Annotated in this window: 15 protein-coding genes; 8 read left to right on the forward strand and 7 right to left on the reverse strand. The window is 48.1% G+C overall.

What is annotated here, in order from left to right; all coding sequences use genetic code 11:
• Positions 1 to 162 precede the first annotated feature (162 nt).
• Positions 163 to 1,512 (forward strand): DEAD/DEAH box helicase, encoded by a 1,350-nt coding sequence (locus ACO05Z_RS11570; protein ID WP_421902329.1) that lies wholly within the window; start codon positions 163 to 165, stop codon positions 1,510 to 1,512.
• 60 nt (positions 1,513 to 1,572) lie between these two features.
• On the opposite strand, the gene ACO05Z_RS11575 is transcribed toward ACO05Z_RS11570, so the two are convergent.
• Positions 1,573 to 2,199: a LysE family translocator gene (locus tag ACO05Z_RS11575; RefSeq protein WP_421902330.1), complete on the reverse strand. Its 627-nt coding sequence runs from the start codon at positions 2,197 to 2,199 to the stop codon at positions 1,573 to 1,575.
• Between the two features lie 108 nt (positions 2,200 to 2,307).
• Here ACO05Z_RS11575 and ACO05Z_RS11580 point away from each other — a divergent pair, with 108 nt between their 5' ends.
• Positions 2,308 to 3,180, forward strand: coding sequence for a LysR family transcriptional regulator (locus tag ACO05Z_RS11580; RefSeq protein WP_421902331.1), 873 nt, complete (start codon positions 2,308 to 2,310; stop codon positions 3,178 to 3,180).
• A 20-nt stretch (positions 3,181 to 3,200) separates the two neighbouring features.
• On the opposite strand, the gene ACO05Z_RS11585 is transcribed toward ACO05Z_RS11580, so the two are convergent.
• Complete coding sequence (locus ACO05Z_RS11585) at positions 3,201 to 4,109, reverse strand: AraC family transcriptional regulator N-terminal domain-containing protein (protein WP_421902332.1); 909 nt, start codon at positions 4,107 to 4,109, stop codon at positions 3,201 to 3,203.
• A gap of 181 nt (positions 4,110 to 4,290) precedes the next feature.
• Here ACO05Z_RS11585 and ACO05Z_RS11590 point away from each other — a divergent pair, with 181 nt between their 5' ends.
• On the forward strand, positions 4,291 to 5,463 hold the full coding sequence (locus ACO05Z_RS11590; protein WP_421902333.1) for an iron-containing alcohol dehydrogenase: 1,173 nt from the start codon (positions 4,291 to 4,293) through the stop codon (positions 5,461 to 5,463).
• A gap of 60 nt (positions 5,464 to 5,523) precedes the next feature.
• Here ACO05Z_RS11590 and ACO05Z_RS11595 read toward each other — a convergent pair whose 3' ends face one another.
• Entirely contained in the window at positions 5,524 to 7,218 is a 1,695-nt protein-coding gene (locus ACO05Z_RS11595; protein ID WP_421902334.1) for an FAD-dependent oxidoreductase, read from the reverse strand.
• A 152-nt stretch (positions 7,219 to 7,370) separates the two neighbouring features.
• On the reverse strand, positions 7,371 to 7,703 hold the full coding sequence (locus tag ACO05Z_RS11600; protein WP_421902335.1) for a CGGC domain-containing protein: 333 nt from the start codon (positions 7,701 to 7,703) through the stop codon (positions 7,371 to 7,373).
• Positions 7,704 to 7,838: 135 nt separating this feature from the next.
• Between ACO05Z_RS11600 and ACO05Z_RS11605 the strand changes: the two genes are divergently transcribed.
• The 5 genes from ACO05Z_RS11605 (at position 7,839) to ACO05Z_RS11625 (ending at position 15,338) form a co-directional block, all read left to right on the forward strand.
• Positions 7,839 to 8,732 carry a LysR family transcriptional regulator gene (locus ACO05Z_RS11605; RefSeq protein ID WP_421902336.1) on the forward strand — a complete coding sequence of 298 codons (894 nt, stop codon included), beginning with the start codon at positions 7,839 to 7,841 and terminating at the stop codon, positions 8,730 to 8,732.
• 108 nt (positions 8,733 to 8,840) lie between these two features.
• A complete protein-coding gene (locus ACO05Z_RS11610) occupies positions 8,841 to 9,569 on the forward strand; it encodes a PAS domain-containing protein (protein WP_421902337.1) in 729 nt (242 codons plus the stop codon).
• A gap of 270 nt (positions 9,570 to 9,839) precedes the next feature.
• Positions 9,840 to 11,030 (forward strand): efflux RND transporter periplasmic adaptor subunit, encoded by a 1,191-nt coding sequence (locus tag ACO05Z_RS11615; protein ID WP_421902338.1) that lies wholly within the window; start codon positions 9,840 to 9,842, stop codon positions 11,028 to 11,030.
• Between the two features lie 94 nt (positions 11,031 to 11,124).
• Positions 11,125 to 14,280, forward strand: a complete 3,156-nt coding sequence (locus tag ACO05Z_RS11620; protein ID WP_421902339.1) for an efflux RND transporter permease subunit — start codon at positions 11,125 to 11,127, stop codon at positions 14,278 to 14,280.
• A gap of 179 nt (positions 14,281 to 14,459) precedes the next feature.
• On the forward strand, positions 14,460 to 15,338 hold the full coding sequence (locus tag ACO05Z_RS11625; protein WP_421902340.1) for a TIGR02285 family protein: 879 nt from the start codon (positions 14,460 to 14,462) through the stop codon (positions 15,336 to 15,338).
• A 60-nt stretch (positions 15,339 to 15,398) separates the two neighbouring features.
• Here ACO05Z_RS11625 and ACO05Z_RS11630 read toward each other — a convergent pair whose 3' ends face one another.
• The 3 genes from ACO05Z_RS11630 to ACO05Z_RS11640 all read right to left on the reverse strand — a co-directional run bounded on the left by ACO05Z_RS11630 (position 15,399) and on the right by ACO05Z_RS11640 (position 17,672).
• On the reverse strand, positions 15,399 to 15,782 hold the full coding sequence (locus ACO05Z_RS11630) for a ferredoxin-thioredoxin reductase catalytic domain-containing protein (RefSeq protein WP_421902341.1): 384 nt from the start codon (positions 15,780 to 15,782) through the stop codon (positions 15,399 to 15,401).
• Positions 15,783 to 15,937: 155 nt separating this feature from the next.
• The gene (locus ACO05Z_RS11635; RefSeq protein WP_421902342.1) at positions 15,938 to 16,642 is read right to left on the reverse strand and encodes an HAD family hydrolase; all 705 of its coding nucleotides are present in this window, start codon (positions 16,640 to 16,642) and stop codon (positions 15,938 to 15,940) included.
• A gap of 106 nt (positions 16,643 to 16,748) precedes the next feature.
• Entirely contained in the window at positions 16,749 to 17,672 is a 924-nt protein-coding gene (locus tag ACO05Z_RS11640) for a bifunctional helix-turn-helix transcriptional regulator/GNAT family N-acetyltransferase (protein WP_421902343.1), read from the reverse strand.
• Between the last annotated feature and the right edge of the window lie 58 nt (positions 17,673 to 17,730).

Raw genomic sequence — 17,730 nt, forward strand, 5'->3', positions numbered from 1 at the left:
ATACGAATCCTATTTTAGTGCTACTAATTTTATAAAACAAGAAAGTCAATAAAGATAAACCGAAACTGACGTATTTCAAGACCAAAGCTATTCTTCTGCGATCGAAAAACATAGTCGACTTGTTGCGCTCCATAAGCTAAATGGGCAGCAACAGGAGTATACATGCTGATCGAAATTTCAAAAGACCTGACCATTACCGATGCCCCCGAAGAACTAATTGATGAAATCAAGGAAGCTTTAACCTTGATGAACCCTGATTACATCAATGCCATCAAATACCGGGGCAGGGTCGGGAAACGAATTCCTAAATATATCAAGATGTGGTCCGGTGACCGCAAAAAAAGACTGCATTGCCCACGCGGATTCGGCATTGAACTTCACCAGATTGCCAAAGCCGCAGACATTGAACCTACCTACGAAGATAAACGGCTGGAACTCGATCCTGTAGATTTTTCCTTCAAAGGCGAACTGCGTCCTTACCAGCAGGCAGCCCTGCAATCCTTTACCAACCAGACTCAAGGCTTGCTGGAAGCAGGAACCGGAGCAGGCAAAACTGTTATGGCATTAGCCCTGATCGCTGAGCGCAAACAGCCCTGCCTGATCATCGTACATACCAAGGAACTGCTCCTGCAGTGGATTGACCGCATCAACCAGTTTCTGGGCATTGAGGCCGGACAGATCGGCGGTGGGAAATTCAAGATCAAACCGCTGACAGTGGCAACAATCCAAACTGCCCGTAACCGTCTGAAGGACCTGAAAAAGACATTCGGTCATATTGTGGTTGACGAATGCCACCGCACCCCGGCCAGCACATTCCAGAAGGTAGTTAAAAATTTCGACGCCAAGTACCTGACCGGTCTTTCCGCAACCCCCTATCGTGCGGATGGGTTGGACCGCATGATCAACTTGACCCTCGGTCCTGTAGTACATCGGGTTAACCCGGACCTGCTGCGCGACACCGGAGCGATCCTTAAGCCGGAAATTTTCACCGTGGAAACAGCATTCAGGTTTGCCGGCAATGCTTCTGAAGAATATTCACTCATGATGACCGCCATTGCTGAGGATTATCCGCGCAACAAAATCATCGCCTCCTGCGTGAGCAAGGAACTCAAGCAGAATCCGGGAACCATGCTCATGGTCGCCGACCGCACCGCCCACCTCGACGCCCTTTCTAACCTCTTATTCGATCAAGGTGTAGAAGTCGCCGTGCTGACTGGGAAAACTCCCGCAGGTGAACGCGAAGAAATTATCAATGACCTCAACGCAGGCAAGATTAAAGTGCTGGCCAGCACCGCATCGCTCATTGGCGAGGGCTTTGATTGCCCGGGATTGTCCACCCTATTCCTCTGCTCGCCCATCAAATCAAAAGGAAGACTGGTCCAGATTATCGGCAGAATCCTGCGCCCCGCTGACGGCAAGCGGCCAAGGCTGTATGACTTTGTGGATATCGAGGTCGGTGTTTTAAAGCACAGTGCCGGGTTAAGGCAAAAAATTTATGCGGAGATTGCATAAAAAAAGGGTTCAGGATGATTTTCCTGAACCCTTTTTTAGTAAATCAACAATTCACTAAAGCTAAGTATCCAAAGCCAACTTCACCCCTAATCCCAAAAGACAGCAACCTACAACATTCTCAATCGCTTTTCGCCATTGCCCAAAAAGCCGCACGGTGCGCGGATTTGTCAGCACAAACACGACGAATGAGAACCACACCAAATGGGTCAACGAAATATAAACCCCTATCCCGACTTTGGTCATCAACGACGTTTCCGGGGAAATAACCTGAGTGAATAACGCGATAAAAAACATCATAGTTTTGGGATTAAGTGCGTTACACAAAAATCCATTTCGGAATGCGCTCCAAAACTCCACCGGAACAGCTTCTTCATCACACTCGATTTCCACATCCTTCCCGTTTGGAATAAATGCCGACGCCCCAAGCCATATCAGATATGCGGCCCCGATATAGCGCACAATTTCCAATATCCATGAAAATTCCGCTACGAGATAGCTCAGCCCTAAAAGGGTATAAGTAACATGCACAACCACCCCGCCAGCAATACCAAGGGCTGTTGCTAACCCCATTTTACGGCCATAACGCAATCCATTCCGGACAATTACGGCAAAATCAGGTCCCGGACTGACAACAGCCAAAATGGTCACGATTCCAACAACAAATAAATTTGATTCAAAAAAAGTCACAAATCACCTCCTCAATGGACATTCAATGACACTCGATATATCTTGATTTAAGTGAGATTAAAAACGAAAAGAAATCACATTTTACATGAATAAAATTCACAGATAAAAATGAGCAATCTTCCTCCGCTAAAACCACTTGTCAGCTTCAGGGCAGCAGCCCGCCACAACAGCTTTACCAAGGCAGCACAGGAATTAAACATCACTCATGGTGCTGTCAGCAGGGCTGTAAAACAATTGGAAGAATTCTTCGGCTTTGAACTTTTTGAAAGGCGTAACCGGAGACTCTATTTAACCGCAAAAGGAAAACAACTGGCTGCCGGAGTTGAGGAAACGTTGGCGAAGCTGGAGAAAATCAGTGAAGCAATACGCATCCCGGATTCAAAACGCAGGCTTTCGGTTTCCTGTGAACCATCCCTCGCCATGCGCTGGCTTATGCCCGGATTAGATGAATTCAGAGCGTCCAATCCCCAAATCGACATCCACCTTTCTGTCGGCGGCGGCCCCATAGACCTCTCGGCAGAAGGAGTCCATTTAGCTATAAGAAGATCGGACTTTAGCTGGCCTTCCCATTACAATTGTACTGTTCTGGGTAAAGAATCCGTCGGCCCGGTATGCAGCCCTGCATATTGGAAAAAGCACAAAAGCAATACGAAACAGATCCTCCACACCAGAACCCGACCGGAGGCATGGTCAGAGTGGCATGATCTTACCGGCAAACGTATTGAGACTGAATCTGAAAAATATTTCGACCACTTTTACTTCAGCCTGCAAGCAGCCTCCACGGGATTCGGACTGGCTATCGGCCCTGAGCCGTTAGTCCGCGAAGACATAAAGCACGGCCTTCTTGTTGCCCCGTATGGTTTTGAAACAACATCAATCGACTATATCATATTGTCCTTGGATAACCGGAAAAGGGCTGACGACCTGGACATATTCACAACATGGCTCAAAAAAGAACTAAATCTCCCGGATGGTCCGTAAATACATCTACGGCAGATTCTCTACCCCGCCATGCCTTGACTGTTCCGCACAGCCTCCCGCGGGGTGTATCCGAAGTGACGCTTGAACTCGCGGCTAAACTGGGAAGGACTTTCATAACCCACAAGATGGGCAGCCGAACTGGCCTGCTCCCCTTGAACAATCATGAACTGGCGGGCTTTTTCGAGCCGGATACGCTTCAAGTACTGCACAGGGGTTAATGCGGTCACAGCCTTGAAATGGTTGTAAAATGAACGCACTGACATATTCGCACCATCCGCAAGATAATCTATGACGATTCCCTTATCATAATTGTCGTGGATAAAACGCAGGGACTTGGCAATCAGGGCATAGTCAGATTCCCCGAAAGCAGCAGAGGCCAATAAATGTCCATGCTTACCCATGAGGATGCGGTAATATATTTCCCGGATAATCTGCTTGCCAAAAATATTTGCTTCCTTACGAGACTTCAAGATCTTGAGCAAACGGATCGTCGGCTCGATCACATCGTTGGTCAGGGGCTCGAAATAGATACCTGGTGAACTGGGAATTTTCCCTAACGCCTGCTTGTCGTATTTATTGATGGACTCCACCAGCTCCTGAATCACTTCAAAATCCAGCGGCACGGTAATGCTGAGCAAAGGATTGTCCCCCTCAGGCACTACTTCAATATCAAGTGGCACAATAGCGGGAACAACCAGAAATTCATCTTCGCCGTAAGTGTAGGTTGCATCGCTTAGGTGGCAATGCTTATGCCCGTGTACGGCAATACAGAAACATTGTTCATAAATCAGCGGACACTTGGGTTTATGCTCCGAGACCCGGAAAAGGGTAACCTCTTCCAGAAAAGTTTCATTTTGCCCTTCCCGAACAGCCCCGTCATCAAGGGCTTCTTTCAATTCTTCCAGCAGAATTTTATCCTGAACGCTCATTTTATTCTCCTTAAGCAACAACATTCTGTGCTATCCTGCTTACCATCGTTCAAAAATGATTCTACTAAAATATGCCTTTCTTGCAAAATAAGACAAACTGTTTGCAAAAATAGGTATTCATTAAAAATCGCGGACAAGGCATATAATAGCCAAAACATCACTTAAAAACACAGGAGTTAAAATGCTTAACTTTAGCTTTTACAACCCGACAAATATTGTTTTCGGCGAAGGCCAGCTTCAGGAATTGGACAATCTTGTTCCTAAAGATGCCAAAGTCCTAATCACTTACGGTGGCGGCAGCGCCAAGAAAACCGGACTGCTTGATCGCGTCAATGCCGAGCTTGCCAAAAGCGACCGCACCGTTCTCGAGTTCGGTGGTATTCCTGCTAACCCACGCTTTGAAGTACTTATGGACGCTATTAAAATCGTTCGTGACGAACAAATCGATTTCATCCTTGCAGTGGGCGGCGGATCTGTTATTGACGGCACCAAATTCATCGCTATTGCTGCGCCGGCCAAAGAATACGAAGGCCGCGAACGAGAGCTTATGAACTTCGGCTTCGCCGGTGTTCCGGTGGATTCCTCCGTGCCTTTCGGTACCGTGCTTACCCTTCCGGCCACCGGATCTGAAATGAACAACGGTGCTGTGATCAGTGACGGAGAAGACAAACTTGTGGTCATATCCCCCCTCAACTTCCCCAAATTCTCCATCCTCGATCCGAAAATAACCTTCACCCTGCCCAAGACTCAGGTAGCAAACGGCGTTGTGGATACCTTCATCCACACCATCGAACAGTACCTGACCTATCCGGTAGATGCACGTTTTCAGGACCGCACAGCTGAAGGAATTTTACAGACCTTGGTTGAAATCGGCGAGACAACCGTCAATGAACTGGAAAACTACGATGCCCGTGCCAACCTTGTCTGGTGCTCCACCATGGCCCTCAACGGACTCATCGCAGCGGGTGTCCCGCAGGACTGGACCACCCACATGATCGGACATGAGCTGACTGCCCTCACCGGGCTGGACCACGGAAAAACTCTGGCTGTAATGCAGCTTGCCAACTGGAAAGTGCGTCGTGCGGAAAAACGCGAAAAACTCATCCAGTATGCCGAGCGGGTCTGGGATATCCGTGAAGGTGACGATGAAGCTCGCATTGATCAGGCCATTGGCAAGACCGAAGAATTCTTCAACAGCATCGGAATGGCAACCAGACTCTCCGATTACGAAATCGGTGCCGACATCGTTGACCGGGTTGTTGCCAACTTAGATAAGCACGGCATGACCCAGCTCTCCGAACGTGGGGACGTAACCCTTGAAGTATCCCGCAAGATGCTGGAAACAGCACTCTAAAAGAAACAAGGGCCGTAGCACTTTGTGCTACGGCCCTTTGAATTTACTTGGTTAAAAAACCTACATCTCAACTTTAAAAGGCCAGCCCATAATACCGCCTTCCATAACTTTGACGTTGGTCCAGCCATTGGCTTCAAGAACCTGCTGCGCTTCATAGCCGCGCATGGAAATCTTGCAGAAGGTGATAATTTCAGCACTCTTGTCCTGCGGCAACTGATCAAGGGAATTGCGCAGTTTACCGAGCGGGATAAGATTTTCACCAACGTTGAGGCGCATCTCCTCAAATTCGTTGGGAGCGCGCACGTCAAGAATGAACGGTTTTTCTCCCGCATCCAGTTTTTCCTTCACCTCGGCATTGCTGATCCCGGTCATCTGTCCGGCCATCTTGTTATCAAGAATGTGCGAGGTAGTGATAAAGTGATCGATAGCAAGAGAAAATGGCGGAGCATACGGAAGGTCAGCCATACCCACTTCCCATATGGTATTTCCATTCATTACAGCCATAGCAGCCTCCGCCAGCTGACGGTTGACCTCACCGGGGCCAACGCACTGAAATCCGAGAATACGTCCGGTCCTGGCATCTGCTACCATTTTGGAAACCAGAAGCTTTGCTCCCATGAACCCTGGCTTATCCGGACTGGCATTGGTAGCGGTAATTACTTCATAACCTTCAGCCTTGGCCCTTTGCTCAGAAAATCCGGTAGCTCCGGCACTGAGATTAAAGACTTTGCATATCCCGCTGTTAATCGTGCCGGGGAATTTATGCTTATCACCACGGGCAATGTTATCCGCAACCACCCGGGCCTCAAGGTTGGCGAGGTCTCCGTAGGGGGCGTAGGTTTTCTTTCCGGTGATACGCTGGGTAATCTCTACACAGTCCCCGGCAGCATAGATATCAGGATCGGAAGTACGCATAAAGTCGTCAACAGCAATACCGCCGAATCCACCGATTTCAAGCCCTGCATCTGCAGCAAGCTTAGCATTGGGAGTTACGCCGATGGCAACCACAGCCAGTTCGCAGGGGACTACCGAACCGTCGTTTAGTTTAACCCCGGTAAGCTTACCGTTCTCGCCCAGAAATTCAGCCACACCGTTATCTGTGTGCACGGTAACTCCTTTGGAGGCTACGTGCTTCTCAACCAGCTTAGCAATTTCCCAATCAAGAAACATGAGCAGCTGGGAGAGCATCTCCACAACATTCACATTCATGCCTGATTCGGAAAGAGCCTCGCAAACCTCAATCCCGATCAGCCCGCCACCAACAATAACCGCATCTTTAACCTCGCCGGAATCAACCAGTTCACGTAGCTTATCAGCATCACGCATTTCAGAAAGGGAACGTACGCCTTCAAGGTCAATCCCCGGAATAGGCGGACAGCGCGGGGTTGCGCCAGTGCAGATAACCAGCTTATCGTAATCAATTGAGCAGGACTCTCCGGTCAGGACATCAGTGCAGGACACACTTTTATTCTGGCGATCAATGGCGGTTACTTCGGTATTAACCTTTGCATTCACTCCTTTTGCTGCGGCGAAAAACCCTTCATCGCGCACTACTCCGGTAGGCGTGGCAAGCAGTGCATTACGCTCATCAAAATTTCCACCGATGTAATACGGGTAACCGCAGGAAGCCATGGACAATTCCGGGGCCTTCTGGAGCAGGGTAACCTCCGCTTCAGCATCAAGACGTTTGGAACGGGCCGCAGCTTTAGGTCCGGCAGCGGAACCGCCGATAACGACTATTTTTCTGGAACTCATCTGTATCTCCTTTTTAGCTTTCAGCATTAATTGAATCATGGATTGGTTAGGCCGGAGCTTATCCTTCCTAAAAAACAACGCATTGATCCAGATCAACGGGAGCCATTTTTATCAGGTAAAACAAATGATTTGTATGTTCATTAATTACATTCTTAGTGCGTATAATCGAGAATCTCCACTCCCGGCCCGGCAACCTTAGCCACGGCTTCACGCATCTCGGCAAAATGGGGGCAGGCAAAGCCGATCGGGTTTCCCTTTGAAATACAGGAAGCAAACACAATAGCCTCCACTCCCCGGTCCACCATAACTTTCACCCTTCCGATGGCCCGTTTACCGGGGCAGCCACCACAGCTCACAAAACCGACCACTTCTGAGGGACCAAGTGATTCAAATCCTAGCTTGCCTTGTGCAGCAACTTTAAAATCAGTTGTTCCGGGACACATATCCTCAGTCTGCTGGCAACGGATAATTCCTACTTTTTTCATTTATTAAACACCCATATTTTCAAATTAACTAACCTTACATAAGTCGATACTTGAAAAGGGCTAACCAATCGAATACCACTTGTACAACGAATCTTTTTAGCTGTTTTAATCGAAATTTTCGATTGGAGAATATAAATGGAAATCCGCCAACTGAAGACCTTTTTGGTTACCGCTCAATTATTAAACTTCAACAGGGCCGCTGAAATCTTAAACTATGCCCAATCTACTGTTTCGTCACAGATACGGGGCTTAGAGCAGGAACTTGGAGTGCCGTTATTTGACCGACTGGGAAAAAGAATCGCCCTGACTGAAGCAGGAAAAAAAATGGTCCGCTATGCCCGTAAAATAACTGATATGGAAACAGAAACATTGGCTGAAGTTTCCGAACACTTGGAGCCAGCGGGATCTATATCCATCAGGATACCGCAAAGCCTCGGCACTCATATCCTGCCCGGTGTACTGAACACATTCAAAAAACAATATCCCCGGGTGAATTTGAACACGGACACCTGTTCTTACGAATCCCTAAAACAGGAACTGCGTAGCGGCATCATTGATGTTGCCTTTCTGCTTTTAGATGAAATCAATGAACCGGACCTAAAAAGTGAAGTGCTGGGATTCGTAAACCTGATATTTATATGTGCCAATGACAATCCCTTTGCCGGCCAAATGGACATCAGCTTAAAAGAACTCAGCCAGCAGACCCTAATCCTTCCCAAATATGACTGCCATTACAAAGTCCCTTTTGCACAGAATCTTACAGAACAAAACATTAAACCCCTATCCATTCTTGAAATAAACAGCATTGAAACCATCAAAGCCTGCGTAAAACTAGACGTAGGGGTCACAATTATCCCTGAGTTCGCAATCCAAAAAGATTTGAGTAATGGCAAATACGCACAGTTCCAGCTAAAGGAGGGGCCGATGGAAACCGCAGTGCTATTACTCCGGCATAAGAACAAGTGGCAATCTCAATATCTAAAGACGTTTATTGCTGAGGTACGTAATCATTTTTCTAAACACACATAAAACACATGGTATACTCAATTCTTGATTAAGATATTCACTTTTCTAATAGACGAATTCACACCAGTATCGTATAGTTTAATATATTTTTTTAAATATCAAAGGTGTTCCGTGGAATCAAAAAAACCGACATATAAAGAACTGGAGCAGCGCATAGCTGAACTGGAAAGGCATGAAGAAGTAAACTCATGCCTGAATACAGTCAATTTCCTTTTGGATGCCACCACAAAATCCGCTCTTTTTATGGATATACTTTTCGATTCCATCCTCAGCGGAGTTATCGTTGTTGACGCTGAGGATCACAGGATTGTTGAAATCAACAGCACAGCCCTTGAAATGCTGGGCCGAAGTAAAAACGAAGTTGTCGGCAAGGAATGTCACAAATTTATATGTCCTGCTGAGCGTGGAAAATGCCCTATCGCCGACCTCGGACAGACGGTAGATATGTCTGAACGAATTCTGCTCACTGCCAATTCTGACAACCACACCATACTCAAGACGGTTAAGACCTTGAGTATTGAAGAAAAAGACTATTATATTGAAAGCTTCATCGACATTACGAAACTTAAAAAAGCCGAAAAGGAAAAAGAGAAGCTCATCGCGGAACTTTCCGAAGCACTTGAAAAAGTAAAAGTGCTCAGTGGCCTTATGCCCATATGTGCCAAATGTAAAAAAATCCGCGACGACAAAGGCTATTGGAATAACCTTGAGTCATACATCGAAAAATACTCCGAAGCATCGTTCAGCCACGGCCTCTGCCCTGAATGTTCAGATGAAATGTATGGAGACCAGCAATGGTATATAAAACGCAAGCAAAAGCTAAAGAAAGACAAATCCTAGAAGGCTAGGATTCTCAATATCTTAAAAGGCGCGGACATTGATGTCCGCGCCTTTTCAATTCAAATTTCATGCGCACCGACACCGCAAAAAAACTTCATTTATCGCTCTACTCTCATTAGTACGCACTCACCTACATCATTTGTATGAGCTCAAACCAATCAAACTTATGATGTGAAAAAACATACCCGCAGATAGACACTTCCTCACGGGGGAAATCCCTCTATAAATTTTCACCAACAAACTTTTGCTAAAAATCTCGGGGGAGATGTCATGGTTAAAAATAAATCTAGTTTCATGAAAATTACTCTGGCAAGTGTGCTGCTCGTAATGGCTGGCGTCGCAACGGGTATTGTCTTTTACCTGGATCAGGGCGCCTTCGCGGAAACCGAAGCAGAAACAGTCAGCGCACCTGCTCCGCTTTCTGTGGAAGTAATGACAATCACCCCTAAGACCATGCGCCAGTGGTCTGAATTTTCCGGGCGTATGACTGCGGTTGATTCAGTTGAAATTCGTCCCAGAGTAGGCGGAACCATCCAGAATGTTCTATTTTCCGAAGGCACTGAAGTAAAAGCCGGAGATCCACTTTTCACCATTGACCCCCGTCCCTACGAGGCGGCCCTTGCCAGTGCTGAAGCATCCCTTACTTCAGCCAACCAGCAGGCATTACTGGCTAAAATAGAGCTTGAACGCAGGACCGACCTGAAAAACAAAAAAGTCATCTCAGACAGTGCCTATGATTCCATTCAAAACACATACAAGGTTGCCCTTGCCAGTGTGAAAGCAGCCAAGGCGGAAGTGAAGCAGGCCCGCTTGAACCTTGAATATGCGCATATCAGCGCCCCGGTATCCGGACGCATCAGCCGTGCGGAGATCACCAAAGGGAATGTTGTTGAAGCAGGCCCCAGTGCTCCGGTTCTGGCAACCATTGTCGCCAACGACAAGCTCTACGCTGAGTTCGCCATTGATGAACAGACATACATCCGCATGGCCCGCCAGATGGCTGCTGCCGATGAACTCCCGGTGGAGCTGCAGCTGGCAGAAGGCGCAGGAGTAACTTACAAGGGACATCTCTATTCGGTAGACAACAGACTGGATACAGATTCCGGCACAATCCGCGCCCGGGCTATTTTCGACAACAGCGATGGAGCCATGCTGGCCGGAATGTACGCCAAGGTCCAACTCGGTTCCGCAGGCAAGGAGAGCGTACTGCTGGTACCGGAAAGAGCCATCGGCACCAACCAGAGCCAGCGTTTTGTCTACACAGTGACCGAAGACAACACCATTGCTTACCGAATCATCCAACCCGGTAAAACAATAGATGGACAGCGGGTTGTAATTTCCGGGCTTTCCGCAGGTGAACAAGTAGTGGTCAATGGGTTGCACCGCATCCGCCCGAACATGACCGTTACTCCGGTGGAATCAGTCCTGTCTCTTAAAGAATCTTCCAAATCTTCTTCATAAACCCAATTCCCTCAAAAAAGGAGGCGGCTTCTGAAAGTGCCGCCTCCTGCCTTTTGCAGACAAACACACCATCGCCTTTAAGGAATAATCAGCCATGAATATTTCAAAGTTTTTCATCGACAGGCCTATCTTTGCCAGCGTGCTGTCGATCCTGATCATCGTCGGCGGGCTGCTCTCCATGCTGCAACTGCCTATTTCTGAATATCCGCAGGTCAGCCCTCCTTCCATTGTGGTCCGGGGCCAGTTTCCGGGTGCAAACCCCAAGGTCATCGCTGCCACCGTGTCCACTCCGCTTGAAGAACAGATCAACGGGGTTGAAAACATGCTCTACATGTATTCACAAGCGACCTCAGACGGACAGATGACCTTGACCGTAACCTTTGCCATCGGCACCGACCCCGACCTTGCCCAGCAGATGGTTCAGAACCGCGTGTCGCAGGCCCTGCCACGCTTACCGGAAATCACCCGCCAGATGGGTGTGACCACTGAAAAGAGTTCACCGGACCTGACCATGGTTGTACATCTCACCTCGCCCAATGACCGCTACGACATGCTCTATCTGCGCAACTACGCAGTGCTGAATGTCAAGGATGTGCTGGGGCGTATCAAAGGTGTGGCCCCGGTGCAGATTTTCGGTTCCGGTGAATACGCCATGCGTTTGTGGCTCAACCCGGAGAAGCTGGCCGAACTGGGCCTCACTGCTAATGATGTAGTGGCTGCAGTGCGCGAACAAAACGTACAGGTTGCCGCCGGGGTCATCGGCGGTGCACCCTATGCTGATATTGCCGAAATGCAGTATCCCATCAACGCCAAGGGCCGCTTACAGACCATTGAAGAATTCGAAAACATAATCATTAATACCGGGCAGGAAGGCCAGATCACCCGTCTTGAGGATGTTGCCAGCGTGGAGCTTGGTGCCAATGCTTACGTGCTGCGCTCCCTGCTCGATAACAAGCAGGCGGTGGGTATTCCCATCAACGCCATTCCCGGAGCAAACGCACTGGAAATATCCTCCAACATACGGGCGGCCATGGAAGAGCTGAAACAAAACTTCCCCGAAGGTGTGGATTACCGCATTGAATACGACCCCACTGTCTTTGTACGCAGCTCCATTGAAGCTGTTGTACATACCCTGTTTGAAGCCGTCGCCCTTGTTCTGCTGGTAGTTATCGTCTTCTTGCAGACCTGGCGGGCAACCATCATTCCCATGATCGCAGTTCCGGTCTCTATTATCGGTACATTCTCGGTCATGTTGCTCATGGGCTTTTCCATCAACGTACTCTCACTTTTCGGATTGGTGTTGTCCATCGGTATTGTTGTTGATGACGCTATCATCGTTGTGGAAAACGTAGAACGAAACATGGCCCTTGGTCTCTCACCCAAGAAAGCCAGCTATAAAGCCATGCAGGAAGTTACCGGACCGATCATCGCGGTGACGCTGGTACTGCTGGCGGTATTCGTGCCCATCGCCTTCATCAGCGGGTTGACCGGACAGTTCTATCGTCAGTTCGCCCTGACCATCGCCATCTCTACAGTAATTTCAGCATTCAACTCGCTGACTCTGAGTCCGGCGCTTTCCGCCCTGCTGCTCAAACCCCACGGCGAAGACAACGACTGGCTTTCACTGGGAATGCGTAAAATATTCGGCCCGTTCTTCAAACTCTTCAACCACTTCTTCGACCGCAGTTCGGAAGCGTACGCAAAGGGCACTTCCGGTATTGTAAAACGGCGCGGCGTGGGCATGCTGGTCTATGTGCTCCTGCTGGTGCTGACCGGATACGCCTTTAATGCCATCCCCAAAGGTTTTGTGCCTACGCAGGACAAACAATACCTGATCAGCTTTGTACAGCTCCCCGATGGCGCGACCCTGAAACGCACTGAAGAAGTAATTCGCAAAATGTCCGACATTGCTCTCAACGAAGAAGGAGTAAAAAGCACCATCGCTTTCCCTGGGCTTTCTATTAACGGATTCATCAACAGCCCCAGTTCCGGTATTGTCTTTGCCACCCTCAATGACTTTGAAGACCGCAAAGACCCGGCCCTTTCTGCAGACGCGATTGCAGCCAAACTGCAACAGAAGTTCAACGCCATCAGCGAAGGCTTCATAGCCATCTTCCCGCCGCCGCCCGTACCGGGACTCGGAACCACCGGGGGCTTCAAAATCCAGATCGAAGATAAAACCGACATGGGCTACGAAGCCTTGCAGAAAGTAATCAATGAAGTCACTGCCAAAGCCTATCAGCAGCCGGAGCTGCAAGGGGTCTACAGTAACTACAAGATCAACGTACCTCAGCTCTATGTAAACCTTGATCGCTCCAAGGCTAAACAGCTCGGCCTGAACATCAATGATGTATTTGATGCCATGCAGATTTACCTCGGTTCCCTGTACATCAACGACTTCAACAAATTCGGACGCACTTACCGGGTCATTGCACAGGCGGACAAAGCATTCCGCGATACCCCGGATGATATCCTGCGCCTCAAAGTCCGCAACAACCGTGGAGAGATGGTTCCGCTCGGTGCGGTCATGACCGTTAGTGAAACCTTCGGTCCGGAAAGCGCCCAGCGTTACAACGCCTTCCGCTCTGCGGATATTAACGGGAACCCCGCCCCCGGCTACTCCAGCGGTCAGGCTCAGGATGCTATTGTCCGGATACTGAAGGAAACTTTGCCGCAGGGCATGGGCTTTGAGTGGACGGAACTGACCTATCAACAGGTTCTGGCCGGGGATACCACCATGTATATCATTCCGCTGGTCTTGCTGCTGGTCTTCCTTGTACTTGCCGCGCAGTACGAAAGCCTTGTGCTGCCGCTGGCCATCATAATGATCATCCCACTGAGTATTCTGGCCGCCTTCACCGGAATCTGGCTGACCCACGGAGATAACAACATCTTCACCCAGATCAGCCTCTTTGTTCTGGTGGCATTGGCCGCGAAGAACGCCATTCTCATTGTGGAGTTTGCCAACGAACTGGAGGAACAGGGCAAAGGAATCGTTGAAGCAGCCATTGAAGCCTGCCGCTTGCGCCTACGCCCCATCCTGATGACCTCATTCGCTTTCATCATGGGTGTATGGCCTCTGGTGGCCTCATCCGGGGCCGGCTCAGAAATGCGCCAGACCATGGGTATCGCCGTATTCTCCGGCATGATCGGTGTAACCTTCTTCGGTCTCTTCCTGACCCCGGTATTCTATGTGCTGCTGCGCAAAATGACGGCTGGACGAAAAACTAAAAACACGCAAACACAATAGCTAAACAGCAACCGTACTAATTAAAACACAAAGCGGACACAGGTAATGCAACCTGTGTCCGTTTTGTGTTTCATTTTTGAGTGCGTAGAAACAAATCTTCCAAATTCTTTTTGTTTTTAAGCTTACATAACAACTATATTTAAATTATACTGAGCTAAAATCCAAAGCCAAGGAAACCTGTGAGATACATCATATCCATAATAGCCACACTGCTCTTTTGCCTGCCCCAACCTGCGTGGAGCGAAAAAGAGGCAATTGTCTGGTATCATGCGGACTATCCGCCAGGAAGTATCGGCAGTGGGCCGCTGAAAGGTACAGGATATCATGATCTGTTTCTTCAAAACCTAAGCAACTCTTTGCCGGAATACTCCCACTCCTACCGCATCGCCAACTACAGCCGAATAATCAAGCAACTCCAGACTTCAAATAGCTGCTGCATTGCCCTTTATAAAAATGCGGAACGAGAAAAATTCATACAATTCAGCCAGCCGACAATAATCGGACTGAGCAACGGCGTGCTTGTCCTTTCAAAAGACTTTCATAAGTTCAAGCCGTTTATCAATGCCGATGGGCGCATATCCATCTGTAAACTGTTCAACAATTCCGACCTGCGCTTGGGCATATCCAAAGGAAGACGCTACACAGGGGCAATAGATAAACTGATCCAAAAAAACAAAGATTCTGACAAAATATATATCTACTACAAGAAAGATGTATTTGAAGGACTTATCAAACTGCTCGAAGCTGAGCGCAATATTGATTATACCATAGGCCATCCGCAGGAAATAGCATGGCTGACCCGACAGGGAATTGTTGAAGATAAATTCAAGTTTATCCCCATCAAGGAAATTACACCTTACAGTATCGCCTACATTGGCTGCACGAAAAATAAATGGGGAAAGAAGGTGATCAGCAGAATCAACCAGATTTTGGAAGGGAATTATGATTCAGAATATGTCAATGCACATCAAAACTTCCTTCCCCCGGAAGGAGTCAAACTCCATCGGAAATACCTACAGGAAGTCTTCCCAATACGAGACGCAAGCGACCACAAATAAAAAAACGGACACAAGCCGTAAGAGCCTGTGTCCGTTCTGTTTTGATTACGGTAGTGCTGCCTAGTTAGGCAATTTGCGATGCATCTTAGCCGGATCAGGGTCAGCTATGTCACCGTATGTCTGACGACCTTCGTGATCTTCGGGCAGGTGCTCAGTTACAGGCATTCCTTCCTCATTTACGAAAAGCATGCAGTGACAGTACTTGTAAGTTTTCATATCTGAACAGGGACAGAGCCATTCACGCTCTGCAACAGCCTGCTGTTTGTCCGGGTAGAAACGGCAGGGACAGAGGGGACGCTTAAGTTCGTCAAGATGCATGGCCAGACCGGTGGTCACTGCATCGGAAACATCCTTCATAGGATGAAGGTTCAGTCCGGTACGCTTGCAATACTTCTCCACATAGGTGGAGACCAATTTTACACTTTTTTCAGTAGGCTGAGACAATGCTATCACCTTATATATTGATATTTTAACACAAATTACGCACTAAGAAACGCAAGCTGCATCCCGTAGTGCGTAAGCAACGGCTATTTAACATTCATTACAAAAGAATGAAAGTGATTAATGGCTATATAAAATTTTATAACAGTAACTTCGAATTATAAACTCATCAACAACGGCAACAACTCCCCTGCCTTGCTGATTTCAACATACTCACGTCCGCAAAGATCATCTTCACAGACCACCTCATGGACCCAAGTAGTGTGGAAAGGAATATGTACAGCACTTCCACCAATACCCACAACCGGAAGAATGTCTGATTTTACGGAATTACCGACCATGAGAAATTCATCATGCCGGATGCTGTGCTTATGAAGAATCCGCTCATAAGCAGCCTCATCCTTCTCGGTAAGAATCTCAATATGATCAAAATACACGGACATACCGGAAAGACTGATCTTGCGCTGCTGCTCCGCCACATCCCCTTTGGTAATCATAAGCAATTCATATTCGCGGCCCAAAGTCCTCAGCACTTCTTCGATCCCGGCGATGGGCTCAACAGGATTGGTCAACATGGACCTGCCAATTTCAATGATTCGTTCAAGTTCAGAACTTTTAATCCTGCCGGGAGCAACTATATTGGCCGCCTCAATCATGGAAATTACGAAACTCTTTACCCCGTAGCCGAATACCCCGATATTCCGGGACTGGGTTTGTTCCAGAATCTTCATAAAATCTACCGCCGGAACATACGCGGACATCATTTCAGCAATATCAGCTTTGGCCCGGTCAAAAAAAGGCTCATTGACCCACAAGGTATCATCAGCATCAAAGGCTACTGCCTTTACTTTTCCATGAAACATTACTTTCTCCTTGCTGAGAAATTAAGTACTGCTCCGCTGCAAGTCAAATACGAAGCCTAAAATCAACCTAGCACCATCAGCTTTTGCGTTTTAATTCATACCCCTATTAATCGAAACGATATAGATAGCGTAGCTCACAAACCTCGTGCCCTGTATCTCCTAAGGGATTATCCTGACGCTCAAAACCAAGAGCCTCATAAAGCGATACAGCCTCACGCAACTCGCCTGTCGTTTCCAGATAACAGGCCTCATAGCCACAACTCCGAGCGAATTCCAATCCCTTGAGAACCAGCTTCCTGCCCAATCCCCTACCACGACATTCAGATGTGAAATACATTTTCTGCAACTCACAAACACTACCTGTTCCGCCCTGCAAAGCCGCAACTCCGCCTCCGCCCACAACACGTCCCTCGCGTTCAACCACCCAATAACGGCAGCCTTCATCTGCATAAGCATGACTCATATGATCAACAGAAGGGTCACCTACAGCATAGCCATCCTCGGCACGTAAACCGTACTCTTCGGATACAACGCGTATTACTTGCGCTACAGCAAGATCATCCTCGCCAGTTATAGGACGAATGGAGAATCCTTCCTGAAGCCTGCAATAGCGGAGAGCCTTGGCATAAGTATGCAATCCCCGCTCTACCATCTCTCGTTCACGAACACCCAGCATCCCTAAAGCACAACTCACCTGCTCATCTGCTTCGGCATGTACCTTCGTAACTCGATCCCTACCTGCATCAGTGATAAATACGTCTTTAGCTCTTCGATCCGTATTATTTGCCCTGAAGTCCACTAGTCCTTGCTTTCCTAAAGATTTAAGGGCCCGACTAGCATTGGACTTGTCTATAAGCAATATATCAGCCACATCCTGAACTGAAAGCGACTCCACTGTTGACAGCTCCAGAAGAGAGTGCGCTTCAGATACACTTAGCCCCTGCGAATCCGCACGATTTGCGACCAACTTCCAATCACGGGCAAGACTTCGTGAATATTGCCTTACCTGCCGAACCTGACCATTTTTCATTTTTTTACTCCATAATATTTAGTTGCGCTACGCAACTAAATATTTAAAACAGCACAAT

It is taken from the genome of Maridesulfovibrio sp. (assembly GCF_965230075.1).
Lineage (GTDB): Bacteria > Desulfobacterota > Desulfovibrionia > Desulfovibrionales > Desulfovibrionaceae > Maridesulfovibrio.

Coding starts and splice junctions, on each gene's coding strand:
- ACO05Z_RS11585 (WP_421902332.1), bottom strand. CDS start 4,109: ATGAGCGTTCAGGATAAAATTCTGCTGGAAGAATTGAAAGAAGCCCTT.
- ACO05Z_RS11595 (WP_421902334.1), bottom strand. CDS start 7,218: ATGAGTTCCAGAAAAATAGTCGTTATCGGCGGTTCCGCTGCCGGACCT.
- ACO05Z_RS11605 (WP_421902336.1), top strand. CDS start 7,839: ATGGAAATCCGCCAACTGAAGACCTTTTTGGTTACCGCTCAATTATTA.
- ACO05Z_RS11580 (WP_421902331.1), top strand. CDS start 2,308: ATGAGCAATCTTCCTCCGCTAAAACCACTTGTCAGCTTCAGGGCAGCA.
- ACO05Z_RS11570 (WP_421902329.1), top strand. CDS start 163: ATGCTGATCGAAATTTCAAAAGACCTGACCATTACCGATGCCCCCGAA.
- ACO05Z_RS11620 (WP_421902339.1), top strand. CDS start 11,125: ATGAATATTTCAAAGTTTTTCATCGACAGGCCTATCTTTGCCAGCGTG.
- ACO05Z_RS11600 (WP_421902335.1), bottom strand. CDS start 7,703: ATGAAAAAAGTAGGAATTATCCGTTGCCAGCAGACTGAGGATATGTGT.
- ACO05Z_RS11635 (WP_421902342.1), bottom strand. CDS start 16,642: ATGTTTCATGGAAAAGTAAAGGCAGTAGCCTTTGATGCTGATGATACC.
- ACO05Z_RS11640 (WP_421902343.1), bottom strand. CDS start 17,672: ATGAAAAATGGTCAGGTTCGGCAGGTAAGGCAATATTCACGAAGTCTT.
- ACO05Z_RS11615 (WP_421902338.1), top strand. CDS start 9,840: ATGGTTAAAAATAAATCTAGTTTCATGAAAATTACTCTGGCAAGTGTG.
- ACO05Z_RS11590 (WP_421902333.1), top strand. CDS start 4,291: ATGCTTAACTTTAGCTTTTACAACCCGACAAATATTGTTTTCGGCGAA.